17 protein-coding genes are annotated in these 19,376 nt (G+C 65.9%); 7 read left to right on the top strand and 10 right to left on the bottom strand.

Annotated features, from left to right (window positions below):
* Position 1: 1 nt before the first annotated feature.
* Together CE453_RS03290 and CE453_RS03295 are read right to left on the bottom strand one after the other, a co-directional pair.
* Positions 2 to 1,183: an ABC transporter substrate-binding protein gene (locus CE453_RS03290; protein WP_089173280.1), complete on the bottom strand. Its 1,182-nt coding sequence runs from the start codon at positions 1,181 to 1,183 to the stop codon at positions 2 to 4.
* Between the two features lie 149 nt (positions 1,184 to 1,332).
* Positions 1,333 to 2,517 (bottom strand): ROK family protein, encoded by a 1,185-nt coding sequence (locus CE453_RS03295; RefSeq protein ID WP_089173281.1) that lies wholly within the window; start codon positions 2,515 to 2,517, stop codon positions 1,333 to 1,335.
* Between the two features lie 132 nt (positions 2,518 to 2,649).
* On the opposite strand from CE453_RS03295, the gene CE453_RS03300 reads away from it, so the two are divergent.
* From CE453_RS03300 to CE453_RS03310, 3 genes are read left to right on the top strand one after another with little or no spacing between them, the layout of a single operon-like run.
* Entirely contained in the window at positions 2,650 to 3,396 is a 747-nt protein-coding gene (locus tag CE453_RS03300; RefSeq protein WP_089173282.1) for a glucosamine-6-phosphate deaminase, read from the top strand.
* Between the two features lie 2 nt (positions 3,397 to 3,398).
* Positions 3,399 to 4,433 (top strand): N-acetylglucosamine-6-phosphate deacetylase, encoded by a 1,035-nt coding sequence (locus tag CE453_RS03305; RefSeq protein ID WP_089173283.1) that lies wholly within the window; start codon positions 3,399 to 3,401, stop codon positions 4,431 to 4,433.
* Between the two features lie 34 nt (positions 4,434 to 4,467).
* A complete protein-coding gene (locus CE453_RS03310) occupies positions 4,468 to 5,664 on the top strand; it encodes an extracellular solute-binding protein (protein ID WP_089173284.1) in 1,197 nt (398 codons plus the stop codon).
* A 102-nt stretch (positions 5,665 to 5,766) separates the two neighbouring features.
* Here CE453_RS03310 and CE453_RS03315 read toward each other — a convergent pair whose 3' ends face one another.
* The 5 genes from CE453_RS03315 to CE453_RS03335 are packed head-to-tail and all read right to left on the bottom strand — an operon-like array spanning position 5,767 to position 11,853.
* Positions 5,767 to 7,488, bottom strand: coding sequence for an ABC transporter ATP-binding protein (locus tag CE453_RS03315; protein WP_089173285.1), 1,722 nt, complete (start codon positions 7,486 to 7,488; stop codon positions 5,767 to 5,769).
* Positions 7,485 to 8,339 carry an ABC transporter permease gene (locus CE453_RS03320; protein ID WP_089173286.1) on the bottom strand — a complete coding sequence of 285 codons (855 nt, stop codon included), beginning with the start codon at positions 8,337 to 8,339 and terminating at the stop codon, positions 7,485 to 7,487. Before CE453_RS03320 ends, CE453_RS03315 begins: the two co-directional genes overlap by 4 nt.
* Positions 8,340 to 8,371: 32 nt before the next feature.
* Positions 8,372 to 9,316, bottom strand: a complete 945-nt coding sequence (locus tag CE453_RS03325) for an ABC transporter permease (RefSeq protein ID WP_089173287.1) — start codon at positions 9,314 to 9,316, stop codon at positions 8,372 to 8,374.
* Positions 9,317 to 9,376: 60 nt separating this feature from the next.
* Entirely contained in the window at positions 9,377 to 10,918 is a 1,542-nt protein-coding gene (locus tag CE453_RS03330) for an ABC transporter substrate-binding protein (RefSeq protein ID WP_089177680.1), read from the bottom strand.
* A gap of 59 nt (positions 10,919 to 10,977) precedes the next feature.
* Positions 10,978 to 11,853, bottom strand: a complete 876-nt coding sequence (locus CE453_RS03335; RefSeq protein ID WP_089173288.1) for an alpha/beta hydrolase family protein — start codon at positions 11,851 to 11,853, stop codon at positions 10,978 to 10,980.
* A 116-nt stretch (positions 11,854 to 11,969) separates the two neighbouring features.
* On the opposite strand from CE453_RS03335, the gene CE453_RS03340 reads away from it, so the two are divergent.
* The gene (locus CE453_RS03340) at positions 11,970 to 12,635 is read left to right on the top strand and encodes a GntR family transcriptional regulator (protein WP_089173289.1); all 666 of its coding nucleotides are present in this window, start codon (positions 11,970 to 11,972) and stop codon (positions 12,633 to 12,635) included.
* Between the two features lie 52 nt (positions 12,636 to 12,687).
* On the opposite strand, the gene CE453_RS03345 is transcribed toward CE453_RS03340, so the two are convergent.
* Both CE453_RS03345 and CE453_RS03350 read right to left on the bottom strand, forming a co-directional pair.
* Complete coding sequence (locus CE453_RS03345; RefSeq protein ID WP_089173290.1) at positions 12,688 to 14,244, bottom strand: ABC transporter substrate-binding protein; 1,557 nt, start codon at positions 14,242 to 14,244, stop codon at positions 12,688 to 12,690.
* 44 nt (positions 14,245 to 14,288) lie between these two features.
* A complete protein-coding gene (locus CE453_RS03350) occupies positions 14,289 to 15,431 on the bottom strand; it encodes a C45 family autoproteolytic acyltransferase/hydolase (RefSeq protein WP_089173291.1) in 1,143 nt (380 codons plus the stop codon).
* Between the two features lie 81 nt (positions 15,432 to 15,512).
* Between CE453_RS03350 and CE453_RS03355 the strand changes: the two genes are divergently transcribed.
* Together CE453_RS03355 and CE453_RS03360 are read left to right on the top strand one after the other, a co-directional pair.
* A complete protein-coding gene (locus CE453_RS03355) occupies positions 15,513 to 16,403 on the top strand; it encodes a GntR family transcriptional regulator (protein ID WP_089173292.1) in 891 nt (296 codons plus the stop codon).
* 108 nt (positions 16,404 to 16,511) lie between these two features.
* Positions 16,512 to 17,762 (top strand): aminopeptidase, encoded by a 1,251-nt coding sequence (locus CE453_RS03360; protein WP_089173293.1) that lies wholly within the window; start codon positions 16,512 to 16,514, stop codon positions 17,760 to 17,762.
* A gap of 15 nt (positions 17,763 to 17,777) precedes the next feature.
* Here CE453_RS03360 and CE453_RS03365 read toward each other — a convergent pair whose 3' ends face one another.
* Positions 17,778 to 18,815: a DmpA family aminopeptidase gene (locus tag CE453_RS03365; RefSeq protein WP_089173294.1), complete on the bottom strand. Its 1,038-nt coding sequence runs from the start codon at positions 18,813 to 18,815 to the stop codon at positions 17,778 to 17,780.
* 110 nt (positions 18,816 to 18,925) lie between these two features.
* On the opposite strand from CE453_RS03365, the gene CE453_RS03370 reads away from it, so the two are divergent.
* On the top strand, positions 18,926 to 19,360 hold the full coding sequence (locus tag CE453_RS03370; protein ID WP_089173295.1) for a DUF1810 domain-containing protein: 435 nt from the start codon (positions 18,926 to 18,928) through the stop codon (positions 19,358 to 19,360).
* Positions 19,361 to 19,376: the final 16 nt, after the last annotated feature.

Below are 19,376 nucleotides of genomic sequence, written 5' to 3' on the forward strand. Positions count from 1 at the left end.
GCTACTGCGGTGCCCCGTGGCCGACGCCGACTTCCTGGTCCCAGCGGCGGAAGGCGGCGACGAGGCGCTCCGGCGTCAGCGGCGGCTTGGTCGGCAGGCTCTCGATCAGCTTGTCGTATTCCGGGCGGCCGAATTCGGCGAGCACGTCGCGGCTTTCCTGCGGGGCCATGGCGAGGGTCACGCCCTTCACCGCCGGGCCGGGATAGAAATAGCCCTTGTCGAAGGTATAGGCCTGTGCCTCTGGCTTCAGCATGTAGGACATCAGTGCGAGCAGCGCCGGCATCTTCTCGGCCGGCACACCTTTGGGGACGCACATGAACTGCGTGTCCGGGATCCAGTGGGTTTTGTCGAGGACGAAGACCTTGGCCTCCTTCGGCACAATGCCGAGCGCGCGCGGGTTGATGTCCCAGCCCAGCGTCGAGACGATGACGTCGCGGGTGCCTTCGCCGAGCTCCTTCATCGTCGCGGCGGTGCCACCGGGATAGTAGTCGATGCCGGTGCCGAGCTCCTTGAGATAGGCCCAGCTCTTGTCCCAGCCTTTCATCGGGTCGCTCGGGTCGGAATCGCCGAGGATGTAGGGCAGGCCCATGAGCCAGGTCCAGCCGGGGCCGGAATTGACAGGCCGGGCATAGGTGAAGCGCTTCGGGTTCTGCTTCACATAGGCGAGCAGCTCCTCGGCCGTCTTCGGCACGGTCTTGAGACGGTCCGGGGCATATTCGAAGAGCGGGCCGGAGGGCGAGTAGACGACGGCGACGCCTTCATTCTGGCCGAAGTTGCGCTGCATCATCAGAGCCTGCTCGTGATAGATCTCCTCGGCCTTGGGCAGGTCCTTGGCGTGCGACTTCCAGACATCGACCCACAGGCCCTGCTGGATGCCGTCCGACATGGCGCCTGGGCCGGTCAGCACGAGGTCGATGTCGACGCGGTTGGCCTGCTGCTGGGCCTTGAGCTTGCCGGGCAGCTCCGGCGAGGGCGCGCGCGAGAAGTTCAGCCGCGAGACGAGCTTCGGGTTCTCCTTGGCGAAGCGCTCGATCGCCGCCTGGGTGAGCTGCAGGTTGCCGGCGACGTCGATGATGTTGAGCGCGACGGGGGCGGCTGCGCCCTGCGCGAAAGCGCCGCCTGCCTTCAATGCGGCAAGGCCGGCGGCACCGGCCATGACGGTGCGTCGTGTCGGGTGGGTCATGATCTCTCCCTGGGTTTATGGCTCTCTTCTGACGCCATGAGTGACGCCGCGGAGCCTTCTTTCTGGGATACTAGTGCACCACTTTCTCTCCTGCCAAGCGCAATTCGTTGCATGGCTGGCACGCGCTTTCCCGCGCGCATGCCGGTGTTTCATGCGGGGGACAGCAGAAGCTTCTCGGCGGCGCGGCTCAGGAGTGGCGCTGCGGCACCGTGGATTTCGTAGAGCTGGCTGGCATCGACGCTGACGAGATCCGGCACGGCGAAACCGTCCATCGTGCCCTCGGCCCGGAACAGCGTGTTGAAATGCGCCCAGAGCTGCGGGTTGGCGGCAAAGGGGCCGCTGATTGCGATCCGGCTCGGAAACAGCAGGCGGCAGGCATTGGCCAGCGCTCGCGCCAGCGACCGGCAGGCGATATCGATTTCCGGCAGAGCGACGAGGTCGAGGCTGGCGAGCTGCCGCGCCAGGCGCTTTTCGTCCTCGTCGAGCTGGGGCCAATATCGGCGCAGGAGAGGGAGCAGGGCCCAGAGCGCGGCCCCGGTCTCCAGGCAGCCGGTGTTGCCGCAACCGCAGGAACGGTCGCCCAGTGCCGCGAGCCGCCAATGGCCGAGCTCGCCGAAGGAGCCTGCCGGCGCGAAGGGCTTGCCGTCCTGGGCATAGGCCAGGCCGATGCCCCAGCCCCAATGCAGCAGCAGCGTGCCGCCGCTGAACTGGTCCGGCTCCCGCCCGGCGCGGGCGCGCAGTTCAGCATCGAGATTGCGGCAGATTTCGACGGGGCCGGCGACGGGCGCGAGAATCGCCGCGATATCAAGCCCGCGCATCCGCGGCCAGCGCGAGGCCAGCAGCCATTGGCCCCGGCGTAGATCGATCAGGCCGGAGAGCGAGACGGCCGTGCCGGCATGGCTCATGCCGGCTGGCATTGCATCGAGCAGCGTTTGGGCCAGCTTGGTCATGGCCTCGGCGATGACCGCGTTGCTCGCATCGGCCTCGATCGGCATGCGGTGTTCGGCGATGAGGTGGCCGCTGAGATCGACCAGGGCGCCCGAGAGCGACTGGCTGGAAACATGGATCACCGAGGCGCCGATCCGCCTGGCATGGGCCAGCAGGATGGCTGCCGGCCGACCGCGGCCGGCGGTCTCGCCTGTCGTTTCGATGACGAGACGGCTGGCGACCAGATCGGCCACGACGCGGGAGGTGCTGGTGGAGCGCAGCCCGAGCAGGCGACTGAGTTCGCCGCGCGAATGGGCCTGACCGGCGAGAACCAGTTCATAGGCGCGAGCGCAATCACGTTGATGCGCCAGCGTGAAGCGCGTCTCGTCGAGCGCGACGAGGCTCATGGCAGCCTGGCAGCCGCGAGAGATGTTTCAGAACGGTTGCGTTCAAAATTAATCATTGCGTTTCGGGGCGACCTTGGTGAAGCTCAATCGTAGAATATCGGAAAATTTACTTCGCAAAAGGTTCAAAAATCCATGATCGAGATGCATGTCGCTTCCGACAAGGACGAGCTCGGCCGGCAGGCGGCGGCGCTCGGCGCCCAGGCGATCCGCGAGGCGATTGCCCGTGACGGCGCGGCCTCGATCATCGTTGCGACCGGCGCGAGCCAGTTCGAGATGCTCTCTCATCTGGTCAAGGCCGAGGGCATCGACTGGTCGAAGGTCACTGCCTTCCATCTCGACGAGTATGTCGGACTGCCCGAGACGCATCCGGCGAGCTTCCGGCGCTATCTGCGCGAGCGCTTCCTGGCGCCGCTGAACGACGCGCCGACCTTCGTTCCTGTCGATGGCGAGGGCGACGTGCAGGCGAATGTGGCGAAGCTCAACAGCCTGATCGCCGGCCGACGCATCGCGGTCTGCTTCGCCGGCATCGGCGAGAACTGCCACCTCGCCTTCAACGATCCGCCGGCCGATTTCGACACCGAGGACCCCTATATCGTCGTGGCGCTGGATGATGCCTGCCGGCACCAGCAGTTCGGCGAGGGCTGGTTCCCGAACTTCGAAGCGGTGCCGCAGCGGGCGATCTCGATGAGCATCCGCCAGATCATGAAGAGCGAGCTGATCGTGCTGTCGGTCTCGGACACCCGCAAGGCGCAGGCCACGAAGGCGGCGCTGGAGGGACCGGTCAGCAATCTGAGCCCCGCTTCGATCCTGCAGAAGCATCCGCGCACGGTGCTGTTCATCGACCCGGCCGCCGCTTCCCTGCTGACGCGGAAGGGCTGAGGATGCGTACGCCCGGTCTCGTCGATCTGCAGGTCAACGGCTTCGCCGGGGTCGATTTCAATTCCGGGACGATCACCGCGGCCGAGCTCGACCGGGCGCTGGAGGCGATGCTGGCGACGGGTGTCACCACCTGCCTGCCGACGATCATCACCGCGCTTCCGCACGAGCTGGAGGCGCGTCTCACGACGCTCGACAAGGCGATCGGCGAAAGCCGGCTCGGACCGCTGATGTGCCCAGGCTATCATCTCGAGGGCCCGTTCCTCAATCCGGCGCCGGGCTATGCCGGCTGCCATCCGCCCGAGGCGATGACGGCTGCGAATGCCGAGCTGGTCGTCGGGCTGGAGCGGAAGCTCGCACGACCCATCCTGATGGTGACGCTGGCGCCGGAGGTTGAAGGCGGCATCGCGCTTGCCGCGGCGCTGTCCCGCCTGGGCAAGGTCGTCGCCATCGGCCATGCGGCGGCGGATTTCGAGACCATCGTCGCGGCGGCGGATGCAGGCGCGACGCTCTCGACCCATCTCGGCAACGGATTGCCGCAGCAGATGCACAAGCTCGTCAACCCGCTCTTCGCGCAGCTCGCGGAAGATCGGTTGATGGCGGGCTTCATTGCCGACGGCATCCACATCCACCCCAAGGCGCTGAAGAGCCTGATCCGGGCGAAAGGGTTCGAGCGCTCGATCCTGGTCACGGATGCGGTGGTTGCGGCCGGCGCCGAACCGGGGCGCTACAGCTTTGCCGGCATGCCGGTCGACCTTGCGGCTGACGGTTCGGTGCGCCAGCCCGGCGGCGTTTCGCTGGCTGGCTCGGCGCTCAAGCTCGACGACGCCGTGCGCAATGTCGTCGGCTGGGGCATTGCGACGCCGGGGGAGGCGGTGGCGATGGCCTCGACCCATGCGCTCGCCGCGATCGCGATCGCGCTGGAAAAGTCCGGTATCGCCCTGCCGGAAAACGAGATCGGCTGGTCGCCGGAGCTGCGGGTCGTTCAAGCCCGCGTCGGCGATGTCATCCGCGAATTTGCCGCCACGGCGGCGGCCTGAAGACGTCACCATCAAAGCAAGAGAGGGGAGAACCATGACGGAATTCAAGACAGGAATCGACCGCCGCACGGTGCTGGGCGGGCTTGGCGCGCTGGCGACCGGAGCGACCGGCGCCTTCGCAGCCACGCCGCCGCTGCCGTCCGCACCGGTCGCTATCAACATCATCGATGTCGGAGGTGCGCTTGCGCTGATGCAGCAGGCCTTCGACGATTATCGCAGCGCCAATCCGAAGCTCGTCTCGCGCATCACCTATGTGAAGGCGCCTGCGCCAGAGCTCGCGAGCAAGATCAAGGCGCAGCAAGATGCCGGCCGCTCCGATCTCGACCTCGTCCTGACCGGCTCGGACGGCCTTGCCGCCGGGCTCGAGCAGAATCTCTGGCTTAAGATCTTCCCCGATTTCGCCGACAAGTTCCCCGGCATCGAGGACAATTACGAGCCGGCGGCGCTCAACCTGCACAAGGCGCAGGGTGCCGGCTTCGGCGTGGTGATGAACTACTACCCTTCCGGCCCGCTGCTCGAATACATGCCCGACCGCGTCAAGCAGGTGCCGACCACGGCCGAGGAGCTGCTCGCCTGGGCCAAGGCCAACCCCAACAAGTTCATGTATGCGCGCCCGACCAATTCGGGGCCGGGCCGGACCTTCATGATGGGCCTGCCCTACCTGCTCGGCGACAAGGATCCGCAGGATCCGGTCGGCGGCTGGGACAAGACCTGGGCCTACCTTCAGGAGCTCGGCCAGCATATCGAGTACTATCCGGCCGGTACCGGCGCGACGATGAAGGAGTTCGGAGACGGCTCGCGCGACATCATCATCTCGACGACGGGTTGGGACATCAATCCGCGGGCGCTCGGCATCGTGCCGAAGGAAGCCAAGATCCAGACGCTGAAGGGCTTCCACTGGGTCTCGGACGCCTTCTTCATGTGCGTGCCGAAGGGTTTGCCGAACGATCGCCTCGCTGTCGTGCTCGACATCATGGCGCATGTGCTGCAGCCGAAGATGCAGGCCTATTCCTATGACGAGGGCTATCTCTATCCGGGGCCTGCTGTGAAGAACGTGCCGCTCTCGCTGGCGCCGAAGCGCAGCCAGGAGGTCATCGCCGAGTTCGGCCGGCCGGAGTATGCCGACTTGATCGCCAAGAACCCGATCGAGCTGCCGCTGAAGCCCGACAAGATGGTCGTCGCCTTCCGCAAATGGGATGAGCTGGTCGGCGTCAAGCAGCGCAAGGGCTAAGCGTCTTTGGCTCCTGCTGGGTCGCGTTGATCGCGCCCAGAACGATAACGTCATCCCGGGTCAAGCCCGGGGTGACCGCGTATTCTGGTACGCCTCGCCAGCTCAGGCCGAGGGCGGAGCCTCGTTCTCGCCCAGCCTCCAGAACAGCCTGACGCCTCCGTCTCCGGTAGATTCGAGTCCTGGGACGGCGGAGAGGAGCTTCCGGGTGTAGTCGTGTTGGGGGGTGTCGAAGATGGCGTCGCGGGGGCCTTCCTCGACGATGCGCCCCTCATGCATAACGATGACGCGGTCGGCGACCTGCTCCACGACGCCGAGATCATGGCTGATGAACAGGCAGGAGAAGCCGTGCTTCTTCTGCAGGTCATCGAAGAGCTCGAGCACTTGGGCGCGCACGGTGACATCGAGGGCGGAGACCGGCTCGTCGGCGATGACGAAGCTCGGACGGCGCACGATGGCGCGGGCAATGGCGACACGCTGACGCTGGCCGCCCGAGAGCTCGTGGGGATAACGCTCGGCAAAACCGTCCTTCAGCCCGACCTCGGCCAGGACCTCGGCGACGCGGGCCTTCTTCTGCGCCGCGCTCATTGCCTCGACCAGTCGCAGCGGTTCGCCCACGAGCTGCTGAATCGTCATGCGTGGGTCGAGCGATGAATAGGGGTCCTGGAAGACCATCTGGCAGTTGAGGCGGTAATCCCAGTAGGCGGTGTCGCTCTTTGCGATCGGCTTGCCGTTGAACAGGATCTCTCCGCCGGCCGGCTTGACGAGCCCTGCGATCGACTGGCCGAGCGTGGTCTTGCCCGAGCCCGACCCGCCGACCACCGCAACGACCTCGCCCGGCTTCACGTCGATGCTGATGCCGTGCAGCGCGCGCTTGGCCGCGCTCTTGCGGAAGAAGCCCTGGCGGCCGGGATATTCGACGACGAGGTCGCGCACCGCGACGATCGGGGTTCCGCCATCGGGCAGGAAGCGGGCCGGCAGGCGCTGCGGCATCGCCGCCAGGAGCTTGCGGGTGTAGGGATGCTGCGGCCGGGCGAGGATGTCCTCGGCTGTGCCCTGCTCGACGACGTCGCCCTGGCACATCACGACGATGCGGCTGCAATAGCGCGCGACCATGCCCAGATCATGCGAGATCAGCAGCACGGCAGTGTCGTTGGCCTGGGTCAGCTCGACCATCAGCTCCATCACGTCACGCTGGACCACGGCGTCGAGCGCGGTGGTCGGCTCGTCCGCCAGCAGCAGCGCGGGCTTCAGCAGCATCACCGAGGCCAGCATGATGCGCTGGCGCATGCCGCCGGAGAACTGGTGCGGATAGGACTCGAGCGCGCCTTCCGGGTCGCGGATGCCGACGCGCCTCAGCATGTCGAGGATCAGTGCCTTGCGGGCGGGGGCATCGAGCTTGCCGTGCAGCGCCAGCCCCTCGTCGAGCTGGCGGCCAATCAGCATCGAGGGGTTGAGCGAGGTCATCGGCTCCTGGAAGACCATTCCGACGCGGGAGCCGCGCATGGCGCGCAGGTCCTTGCCCGACATCGCCATCACGTCCTGGCCCTCGAAGCGGATCCTGCCCTCGGTCAGGCGCACGGCCGGCGGGATGAAGCCCATCACGGCCCGGGCCGCGAGCGTCTTGCCCGAACCCGATTCGCCGACGATGCCGACGATCTCGCCGGGGAAGACCTGGAAGGAGACGTCGTTGACGACGGTGCGGCCGGCCGTGCCGATCTTCAGGGTCAGGCCGGCGACATCGAGGAGGGGAGCGGTACTCCTGCTTGCCGCGTTTTCCTGACGCGAACCGGCGCCCACTTCGCTTGAAAACGCTTTGGTGGTCATCGGGCGCCCCTCATCCGCGGGTCGAGCTTGTCGCGCAGCGCGTCGCCGAGCAGGTTGATGCCGAGCAGGGTCAGCGAGATGCACAGACCCGGGAAGATGCCGAGCCAGGCGGCCTGGTCGATATAGGGCCTCGAGCCCGCGAGCATGTTGCCCCAGGTCGGGGCCGGCGGCGGTACGCCCAGGCCCAGGAAGGAGAGCGCGCTCTCGGCCAGCAGCACATAGCCGAACATCGAGGTCGCGAGCACGGTCAGCGGCGCGATGCAGTTCGGCAGGACATGGCGGACCATCGTGAAGCCCTCGCCATTGCCCATCACCCGCGAGGCGGCGATGAATTCGCGTTCGCGCAGCGAAAGCACCGTGCCGCGCACGACGCGGGCGACGGAGGGCGTGTAGGCGATGCCGAGTGCGACGATGATGCCGTATTTGTTGGCGCCGAGCACGGCGAGCAGGCCGAGCGCCAAGAGGATGCCGGGGAAGGCGAGCAGCGCATCGTTGAAGGCCATGATGACCCGGTCGGTCCAGCCGCGCAGATAGCCGGAGACGAGGCCGATCGTCGTGCCCATCACCACGGCAAGCGTGACCGTGAGGATGCTGATCCAGACCGAGGTCGCAGCCCCCGCCATCAGGCGCGAGAGCACGTCGCGGCCGAACTCGTCGGTGCCGAGCCAGTGCAGGGCGCCGGGCGCGACGAGCTTTTCGCGGAAAGAGAGCTTGAGCGGATCGTAGGGGGTCCAGAGCGCGCCGGTGCCTGCGGCGGCGAGCAGGATGGCGATCAGCGTGCCACCGACGAGCGCATTGGGGGCCGGGAGCTTCCTGCGGCGCTGCCGTTTCACGGTGCCGGCGGTGCTCATTGTACCGTCACTGCTCATTGTGCGGTCACCATTCATTGCGCCGTCACCCTTGGGTCGAAGATCGGGTAGCAGAGGTCGATGACGAGGTTCACCAGCACATAGGTGAAGGCGACGAAGAGCATGCAGCCCTGGATCACCGGGTAGTCGCGCGCGAAGATCGCATCGACCAACAGACGGCCGAGGCCGGGAATGGTGAAGACGGTCTCGACGACCGCGATGCCGCCGAGCAGGTTGCCAAGTACCAGGCCGATCAGGGTCCAGGTCGGGCCGAAGGCGTTCTTGAAGGCGTGGCGCCAGAGCACCGCGGCCTCGGAGAGACCCTTGGCGCGGGCATGGGTGATGTAGTCGAGCCTGAGCACCTCCAGCGTCGAGGCGCGGGCCATGCGCAGGATGACGCCCATCTCGTGCAGGAACAGCGTCATGATCGGCATGATCAGGTAGATCAGGCCGGCCTTGAAGTTCTCGTTGATCGAGACGTAGCCGACGACCGGCAGCCAGCCGAGCTTGAGGCCGAAGAAGAGCAGCAGCAGCAGGCCGAGCCAGAAGGTCGGGATCGAGAGCAGCAGCGTGGCAGCGCCGACCAACCCGATGTCGAGGCTGGAATCCTGTTTCCAGGCGGCGATGACGCCGGCGGGCACTGCGAACAGGCTCGCTAGGAAGACCGCGACCAGCACGATCTGGGCCGAGACCCAGAAGCGTTGCAGGATCAGCGGCAGCACCGCCTGCTGCGAGGAGATCGACTGGCCGAAATCGCCGTGCAGGACATTGCCGATCCAGATGCCGAACTGGATCGGAAGCGACTGGTCGAGTCCGAGTCGGGCGCGCAGATCGGCCAGGCTCGCTGGCGTCGCCAGGTCGCCCAGCATCAACTGGGCCGGGTCACCCGGAATCAGCCGGATCAGGACGAACACCGACACCGCGACGATCAGCAATGTCGGCAACGCCATCCCGATCCGCGTCAGCGCGAAACGAAACATCGAAGGCCCTCCCAAGCCTCAGCGCCGGCCCCGTGCGATGCCGGGGCCGGCCGTGCCGCCTTACTTGGCGACGCTCACTTCCCAAAGCCGCAGCTGCGACGCCCAGGGCGTCACGCCGGTCACGCGCTTGTTGTGGGCGATGATGTCGAGGTCGTTATGGGTAAAGATGGTCGGCACCTGCTCGATGAAACGCTTGTGCAGTTCGTCGAAGATCTTCTGACGCTCAGCGGTATCGGTCACCACCATCGACTTCTGGATCAGGGCGAGCGCTTCCGGGTCCTCCCAGATCTTGCGCGGCTGCTTGTCCTTGGGGCCGGAGATCTGTTCGAAGCCCAGAGCGGGGTCGAAGCGGGCCGAATAGGAGAAGGCCTGCATCTGGTAGTTGCCCTTGTTGTAGCGGTCGAGCTGCGTCGCCCATTCGAGCATTTCGATCTCGGCGTTGATGCCGGCCGCCTGCATCATCGCCTGGGCAATGACGGCGGTGTTGAAGCTCGGTGCGCTGGAGCGCTTGTTGGCGAGGATCACGATCTTCTCGCCCTTGTAGCCGGCTTTCTGGAGCAGCTCCTTGGCCTTGGCGGGGTCGTATTTGAAGCCCTGCTTCTCGACGTCACCGTAATACTTCGAGGTCATGTAGACCGGCGAGTTGTTGGGCTTGCCGAGGCCGTTCGAGACATTGGCGACGAGCTCGGGGAAATCGATCGCGGCAGCGATCGCCTGGCGCAGGGCCTGGTTCTTCATCACCGGATCGCGGGTCTGGATGATCAGGCCGTGCCGAACCGGGTTCGGAGCGATGGCGAGCGCGAGATTAGGGGCATTCTTGAGGTCGGGCACGTCCGATTCCGGCATCAGCGCCATGTCGAGCGAGCCCGCGAGCAGGCCGGCCTTTACCGTCGCTGCATCGGGGATGACCATGAAACGGGCTTCCTTCACCAGCGGGCGCTTGGAGCCGATATAGCCGTCACGCTTGTCACCCTTGGGCGAGACATACTGGTCGAAGGCGAGGAGCTGGACCGACTGGCCGCGCTTCCATTCGCCGAGCATGAAGGGGCCGGTGCCGATCGGCTTGTCCCAGCTGCCGTCGGCCTTCACCGAATCCTTGTGGAGCACGGCAGTGTCGCCGCAATCGGCGCGGGCGAGCGAATCGAGGAAAAGCCCGTTCGGCTTGTCGATCTCCATGACGAAGGTGTCAGCGTCAGGCGCTGTGGCCGAGACGATCTTGAGGCCGTTGCGCCCGTCGAAATCCGACACGCAGCGCCAATCGGTCTTCGGATCCATGTAGCGGTTCCAGCTCCACAGCACGTCGGCCGAGGTCATGGTCGCGCCGTTGTGGAACTTCACACCCTTGCGCAGATGGAAGGTGTAGGTCTTGCCGTCCGGCGAGATGTCGACCTTCTCGGCCAGCAGCGGGCCGACCGAGCCGTCTTCGGCATAGCCGACGAGGCCCTCGACCATGTGGAGGACGACTGCATCGGTGTTGCCGTCCCGGTTCACACCAGGATTGGTCGAGCGGATGTCGGCGTTGAGCACGGCGGTCAGTGTTTGCGAGTGGAGCGCGCCGCCCGAGAGGGCGAGCGCGAAGGCTGAAACGAGCAGACGGTTCATGATCATTCCCCTGTTGTCGTGTTCGACATTCTTGTTGGCGAACTGAATGGCGGCGGCGGTCAGGCCGCCTTGCGGGCGCTGCGGAGCTTCGCCAGCTCGCCGGCGAAGAAGTCCTCCACGACAGGCACGACCTTCAGCCCATCATGCGGCGTGTTGGGGACGAGGTCGAAGCGTACGCCGATGCCGTGCTGCTGGAAGGAATCGCGCAGCGTCGCCAGCCGCTCCGGCCGCGTGGCGCCGGCGTGGTTGGCATCCGGCATCCAGTTGCGGCCGCCGGGCTTGTGGGTGATCTCCCAGGTCTCCAGATCGGCCGCGCCGACCACCATCTGCACCGCGACCTTCTGCATCGCGGGGATGTTCGGCTCCTGGCCGAAGAGCGCGGCGAGATTGCGCGTTCCGACCCACCAGTCGCGGGTGGGATCGAGCAGGGTCACCGAGCCGGGTGCGCCGATCGAGACGCCCCAGAGCTTGTGCGGCTGCAGCAGCAGGAAGCGATGAGCGAAATGGCCGCCGCCGGAATAGCCGAATAGGCCGAAGCGTTCGAAGGCGATGCCATAGCGGTCGGAAATCTCTTCAATGATGGCGAGCAGCACATGGTCGTAACGCAGCTCGCCTTCGCGCATGTACTTGAAGCCATCGCGGTTGCCGTCGCCCATCACGCCGATCGGGAAGAGCGGCGCCAGGATGATGCAGTTGTTCCAGCGTGCGAAAGCCGAGAAGGCATCGCGGTAGCCGGTGAAGCCGCGGCCGGTGCCGTGCATGGCGACGATCAGCTCAGGCTTCTCACCGGTCTTGCCGAGGTTCGGTGGAACATAGAGGCAGTAGGCGAAGCGGGGATCGTGCTTCGCGGCATAGATCGACGTCGGCCCGTATTCGTAGAGCGCCTTGGCGCGAGCCGCGGCGCCGCCATCCTGCTTGTCGCTCTGTTCCGCCATGACACTCACCGGCGATCTCCTGTTGCAACATAATTGGCGCCAATTATGTTGCATGTTGTGGATTGCTTCGCAACCGCGTTCTGTCGTTCCGCCTGAATCCTGCTAGAGAGCCTTCGATGCCGTCCAAGCGGAAAACCGGAAAAGCCGCCACGCGCCGTGCCGCTCTCGCCACCGAGATCGCGCAGGCGATCCGGTTGCGCATGTTTCGGCCGGGCGAGTGGTTGAGGCAGATCGATCTCGAGGAGCGCTTCGAGGCGACGCGCTTCGATGTGCGCAGCGCCCTCGACGAACTCGCCGTGCGCAAGACCATCGAGCATGTCCCGAACCGGGGCTATCGCGTCGCCGAGATCGACTACAAGACCTATGAGGAGATCCAGGCGATCCGGATCATCCTCGAAACGGCGGCGGCGGCGGGCGTCGTCGCAAGGATCGACGATGCGAGCATCGCGCGGCTGGCGGAGCTCGCGGTGCAGTTCTCGGCCGCGGTGCTGACCGGCAGCCGCATGGAGCAGAGCGAGATCAACCGCGGCTTTCATCAGCTCATGTATTCCTTCTGCGGCAATGCCGTGCTGGAGGAAACGATCTGGGGCTTGCGCGATCGGGCGCGGGGATCCCGCACCACGGTCTGGAGCTCGCATGAGGCGCTGCTGCGCAGCGATGAAGAGCACCGGCAGATGGTGCAGGCCCTGAAGCTGCGTGATGCAGGGCGGCTCGCCGCCCTGATCGCGACCCATGTCGACAAGGGCGGCACCTCGGAACCGGCCGCGATCGCGCTGGGGTGATCCGCCGGCGCCTTGGCGGGAGGCCAGCACCCAGCGCGGAGAGGCCGAGCCGTTATTCGCCGACCGTGACCTCCCAGGCCCGCGGCAGCGAGCTGACCGTCGAGACATAGCCTTTGGTCTTGGTGCTCATCGCGCCACCGACGATGCCATTGTAGAGCATCACCATCGGGACTTCGGCGAGGAAGCGCTTGTGCAACTCGTCGAAGATCTTCTGACGCTCGGCACGATCGTTCAGCACCATCGATTTGTCGAGCAGAGCCTGGACCTCCGGATTGTCCCAGAGCTTGCGCGGCTGCTTGTCTTTCGGACCGGTCATCGAGTCGTAGCTCAGCGCCGGATCCATGCGGCCTGAATAGGGGAAGGCCTGCATCGTGTAGTTGCCCTTGCTGTAGCGGTCGAGCTGTGTCGCCCATTCCAGCACCTCGATCTCGACGTTGAGGCCAACCGCCTGGAGCATCTGCTGGGCGACCACGGCGGCATCGAAGCTCTCGGGGTAACGCTTGTTGGCGAGCATCACGATCTTCTCGCCCTTGTAGCCGGCTTCCGCGATGAGCTTCTTGGCGGCGGCGGGGTCGTATTTCCAGCCCTGCTTTTCGACCGGGCCGTAATAGGCAGAGAGCATCGGGACGATCGAGTTGTTCGGCGTGCCGATGCCGTCGGTGATGGTGGCCACCAGCTCCTTGGCGTCGATCGCCGCAGCGATCGCCTGGCGCAGCTTGACGTTCTGCAGCAGCGGGTCGCGCGTCTGGATGATCAGGCCGACGAGGCCCATGCTGCTGACGACCGAGGTCCTGACCTTGTCGTTCTTCTTCAGCTCAGCGATGTCGGTGTTGGCGATGTCGGGCACGATGTCGATGTCGCCGCGCAGCAGCGCCGCCTTCGCCGTCGCATTGTCTGGGATGACCAGGAAACGCACCTCGTCGACCAGCGGCTTCTTGGCCCCGGTCAGCCCGTCGATCTTGCCGGATAGTGCGGCATAGTCGGCGAAGCGCTCCAGCCGGATGTACTCGCCGCGCTTCCATTCCGCGAGCTTGAACGGGCCGGTGCCGATCGGCTTGTCGAAGGAGCCGTCGGCCTTGACCGAATCCTTGTGCAGGATGCCGGTCATGGCGCAATCGGTGCGGGCGAGCGAGGAGAGGAAGAGCGCGCTCGGCTTGTCGAGCTGGAACAGAACGGTCCTGTCGTCCGGCGCCGAAACCTTCTCGACCTTGACCTGGCCGCGACCGTCGAACTCCGACAGGCAGCGCCAGTCGGTTTTCGGGTCCATGTAGCGGTTCCAGCTCCACAGTACGTCGGCAGCGGTGAGTGGGGCGCCGTTATGGAATTTCACGCCATGGCGCAGCGTGAAGCTGTAGGTCTTGCCGTCGGGCGAGATGTCGATCTTCTCGGCCAGCAGCGGTTTCGGCAGGGCGTCCTCGCCATAGGCGACGAGGCCTTCGACCATCTGCACGATCACGCCGTCGGTATTGGCGTCGCGGTTGACGCCCGGATTGATCGAGCGAATATCGGCGCGCAGCTGGATGCGCAGCGTGCTCGCCTCGGCGATTTGGCCGAGGCCGCCGCACAGGAGTGCGGCGGCGAGGGCAGTAGCGGTGGTTCGACGCATCATGTTCCCCTGTTGTTTTTCGGTTGTGACGCGGTGAGGGAGCCGGATTATTCGGCAGCTTCGGCGAGCAGGACGGGGTCCTCGGTCAGGCTGTAGCGGGTGAAGACGCGGTTCTGGGCCGGCAGGGGCGCGACCTCCATGATCCCCATCGCCGGCTGCATGATCACCATCGCGACCGTCGCCGAGAGATTGCCCTGTTCGTTCGGACGGGCCGGGCGGCAGACCGAATAGGGCGAGAGGAAATCGTCGAAGAGGGCCTGCTTGAGATCGCCGACGGTGAGCTTGCGGCCGGCTTCGTCGAGCAGCTTGCGGACGCGCCAGTCACGGTAGAAGCTCTCCGGCACGCGCGGGATACCGGTATCCTTGATCTTGGTCAGTGCGATCTGACCGACCCAGTGATTGGCGTGCACGATCATGCCGTCCTGCGGATAGAGCGGGAAGGCTTCGTCGGGGGCGCATTCGAAATCGATGCCGAAGCCCTTCACGGTCGAGAGCATCATGTTGTTCGAGCAGGCCTTCGGCGTGGTGGCCACGGCCTTGATCGCGAAGGCGAGGTGCTCCTGCTCCAGCACCTTGCGGCGGATCAGGGCGAGCGGCACGCCTCCTTGCGTGAAGTCCCGCTCGGATTCGAGATAGTTCGCGGTGATCGAGATGCCGGCTGCGTTCATGCCGCAGCGGGCGAGGCCGCCGGCCTCGACGAAGGTCAGGAAATCCGGACCGTCGTCGCGGCGCACGCGCAGCACGATCGCCGTCTCGGCGCACTCAGCCCGCCAGTCCCAGTTCTGCCCGTGGATCAGTTCGCCCGAGGCACTGCGCTCCGGCAGGATGATCGCGCCGGTGCAGCCATCGTCGAGCTCTTCCTTCGCTTCGACCGGCTTGTTCTTGACGAGCCGCGCCTTGGCGATGACCTCGGTCCGGGCATTGACCATGACGATGTCTTCGAGCGCGACGCCGGCGCCATCCGCGATGCCGCGCATCTCCTCGATGTAACGCGCGCCGAAAGCCTCGATCTCCTTGGCGAACTCGGCGATCAGCGCCGATTTCGCCGCAGCATCGTAACCCAGCCCGCCGAGCTGGCCGCCATAGAGCTTGATCGAGCGCTTCACCCGCTGCGGAACGGCGGCGCCGTGCTGACGACCGCGTTCGTAAGGCGTGCCCGAGACATCGACGAAGGGGCAGGGCTGGACCATGGCGGGGGCCTTTCCGGTATGCTGGCCGAGGATTATGCTGTATTGTATTTCATTACAAACTAAAACAATCAAGGCTCTTCAATGACGATGCCGACACGGCTGCAGCAGGAGATTGCCGAGCGCATCCTGCAACTCGTGCGCGACGATGCGCTCGCGACGGGTGCCTGGCTCAACGAGAATGCGACGGCGCGGCGCCTTGGCGTTTCGCGCACGCCGGTGCGCGCCGCGCTCGATCATCTGGCCGAGCAGGGGGTGGTGCGGCGCCACCTCAACAAGGGCATCGAGATCCTGAAGCTGCCGGCCGCGGGCGACAGTGTCCTGCCGCCGGAGGAGATCGACCTTGCCATGGTCCGGCTCGCGCATGAGCGCGAGAACGGGCTCCTGCCGGACGAGGTCTCGGAGCTCGAGGTGATGCGGCGTTACGAGCTTGGCCGACCGGAAGCGCAGAAGCTGCTTGCTCGCCTGGCCGATCTCGACATGGTCGAGCGCAAGCCGGGCTATGGCTGGCGCTTCCTGCACGAGCCGCGCGACCAGCGCCTGCGCGAGGAAAGCTATCGTTTCCGCCTGATCATCGAGCCAATGGCGATGCTGGAGCCCGGCTTCCATCTCGATCCCGGCTGGATCGCCGAGATGCGGGCGCGCCATGCCGAGACCCTGCGACAGCCCTGGCGCGAATCGTCGAGCATCGCCTTCTACGAAATGAATGCCGATTTTCACGAAGGCTTGGCTGCGGCCACCGGCAATCGCTATTTCCATTCGGCTGTGCGGCGCCAGAACCAGCTCAGGCGCCTCTCGAACTATGACTGGGACCATGGCTTCGAGCGGGTGCAGGTGAACTGCACCGAGCATCTGGGCATGCTGGACCATCTGGAAGCGGGCGAGAACGAGGTCGCTTCGGCGCTGATGCGCAGCCATCTGCTGCGCGCAAGCAAGCTCAGGCCGCCCGCGAAACCGGGCAAGTCGGTCGATTGAACGGCGTCCGGACCGTCATGGGATGACCGCCCTGCTGCAGAACCGGTTGACCCGGCGCCGAATTGCGCGAGCAATGGCGGAAATCCCGAATCCGATAGGTCGAGTGCCATGACTGTCCACCAGCGTCCGCAAGCCATTGATTCCGCCAAGCTCGACAAGCTGGCCGAGGTCGCCATCCGTATCGGCCTGAACCTGCAGCCGGGGCAGGACTTGTTCCTGACCGCTCCCGTTGCCGCGCTGCCGCTGGTCCGGCGGATTGCCGAGCACGCCTACAAGGCTGGCGCCGGCATCGTCACGCCGCTGCTCTCCGATGAGGAGATCACGCTGGCGCGCTACCGCAACGCGCCGGATGCGAGCTTCGACAAGGCGCCGGGCTGGCTCTACCAGGGCGTGGCCAAGGCCTTCAGCGAGAACACGGCGCGGCTCGCCATCGTCGGCGACAATCCGATGCTGCTCGCCGACGAGGATCCCGCCAAGGTCGGCCGTGCCGCGAAGGCGAATTCGCTGGCCTATCAGCCGGCGCTGGAAAAGATCGCCGGCTTCGACATCAACTGGAATATCATCGCCTATCCGAGCGCGGCCTGGGCGAAGCAGGTTTTCCCGGACGATGCCGAGGAGGTCGCGGTTGGCAAGCTGGCCGAGGCGATTTTCGCCGCCTCGCGCCTCAATGAAGCCGATCCGGTCGCGGCGTGGAAGGCGCATAATGCGGCGCTGCGCAGCCGGCGCGATTGGCTGAACGGCCAGCGCTTCGCCTCGCTGCATTTCACCGGGCCGGGCACCGATCTGATCGTGGGTCTCGCGGACGGGCATGACTGGCAGGGCGGGGCCTCGCCGGCCAAGAACGGCATCGTCTGCAATCCGAACATCCCGACCGAGGAGGTCTTCACCACGCCGCATGCCCGCCGGGTCGAAGGCTATGCGTCGAGCACCAAGCCGCTCTCCCATCAGGGCTCGCTGATCGACGAGATTCGTGTGCGCTTCGAAGGCGGCCGGATCGTCGAGGCCAAGGCTTCGCGCGGCGAACAGGTGTTGAACAAGGTGCTCGATACCGACGAGGGCGCGCGCCGGCTCGGCGAAGTGGCGCTGGTGCCGAACTCTTCGCCGATCTCGAAGAGCGGCATCCTGTTCTACAACACGCTCTTCGACGAGAACGCCTCCTGCCATATCGCGCTGGGGCAGTGCTACTCGAAATGCTTCGTCGATGGCGCCAGCCTCACGCTAGAGCAGATTGCGGCGCAGGGCGGCAACAAGAGCCTGATCCATATCGACTGGATGATCGGCTCGGGTGAGGTCGACATCGACGGCATCCATGCCGACGGGCGCCGCGTGCCGGTGTTCCGGAAGGGCGAGTGGGCCTGAGGCGCCTGCTTCGCGTCAGGAAAGGTGCGCGCGTAGCCAATCGCCGAGGGACGGGCGGCGATGCCCGTCGCGCCCGGTCGTGGCAGGCGCGACGATCATCGCGTTGAGCACGGCTTCCTGCGTCGCTTCGACCGCGGCGCGGAAGAGTGTGTCGATCCGGTTCTCGTTGAGCGCGCGCAGCGGGACGAGGTCGGCGGGTTGGTCGTGATCGATCGGGTCGGCCGTGGAGAAGGCGACCGCGATGTCGCCGCTGCCATTGCCCCAGAAGGCGCCGAGCCGGGCGAGTCCGGCGCCACCCCGCCGCGCGATCCGGTGCAGCTGCCGAGATTCCAGCGGTACGTCGGTCGCGACGACGAGGATCACCGAGCCGCGCTCGCCCTGCGGCTTCATTTGCGACGGGGCAGGGCGACGTCCGTCGGGCAGGATCAGATCGCCGGCATTGCCGAAATTGGCGAGTGCCAGAACACCGAGCGTATAACCGGTTCCATCGAGGGCGAAGCGGCGCGAGGCCGTGCCGATGCCGCCCTTGAAGCCGAAGGCGCTCATGCCTGTGCCGGCGCCGACCGCGCCTTCCGCGACGGGGCCGGACGCGGCGGCGTCGAGGGCCGCGAAGGCGTGTTCCATCGTCAGCGCGCGGGCCCGGATATCCGAAAGATAGCCGTCATTGCATTCGAGCACGATCGGATTGACCGTGCCGGTCTCGCGGCCGATGTCAGGATTGGCGGCGAGCGCGCGCGTCACCAGCGCATCGAAGCCGGTGCCGACGGCCAGTGTGTTGCCGAGCAGGAGCGGGGTCTCGATCTGGCCGAGCTCGGCGAGCTGCATCAGGCCGGCGCTCTTGCCGAAGCCATTGATGATGTCGACCGCAGCCCGGACCTTCCGGCGAAACAGATTGCCGCCATGCGGCAGCAGGGCCGTGAAGCCGGTGAGGAGATCGCCGTCCCGCATGGTATGATGGCCGAGCTTCACGCCCGGTACGTCTGTAATGGCATTGAGCGGGCCCGGCTGCATGATGCCGCAGATGAGGCCGAAATCGCGAGCGCGCTGGGGCATGGGTTCCGATCCGGATCGACAGGCGCGACGGGCTTAGCTCATCTCTTCGTCCGGCGGGAGCCGGTTTGCCGCATGGTCCCAATGAACACCGGCATGTTGCGGAGGTCCTGATGACATCCGAAGGCTTCGATCCGGGGCGTTTCATCACCGCTCAGGAGCGGATTTACGCTGCGGCGTTGGCCGAACTGCAGGCCGGATGCAAGCAGATGCACTGGATGTGGTTCATCTTCCCGCAATTGCGCGGGCTCGGCCTCTCGCCGACCTCCCAGTTCTATGGGCTCGCGACGCTTGAAGAGGCGCGGGCCTATCTCGCTCATCCCGTTCTCGGGAGGCGGCTCAAGGCCTGCACCCAGGCCGTTCTAGCGCATGAAGGCCAGACCGCCCGCGCGATCTTCGGCTCGCCGGACGATCTGAAGCTGCGCTCGTCGATGACGCTGTTCGACCGGGCCGATGGCGGTGCCAACACCCCCTACCGCGCGGTACTGCACGGCTTCTTCGGCGGCGAGGCCGATCCCCTGACGCTGGAGTTGCTGCGCCGCGCATGAACCGGCTCGGGTGCGG

This window comes from Bosea sp. AS-1 (genome assembly GCF_002220095.1).
GTDB lineage: Bacteria > Pseudomonadota > Alphaproteobacteria > Rhizobiales > Beijerinckiaceae > Allobosea.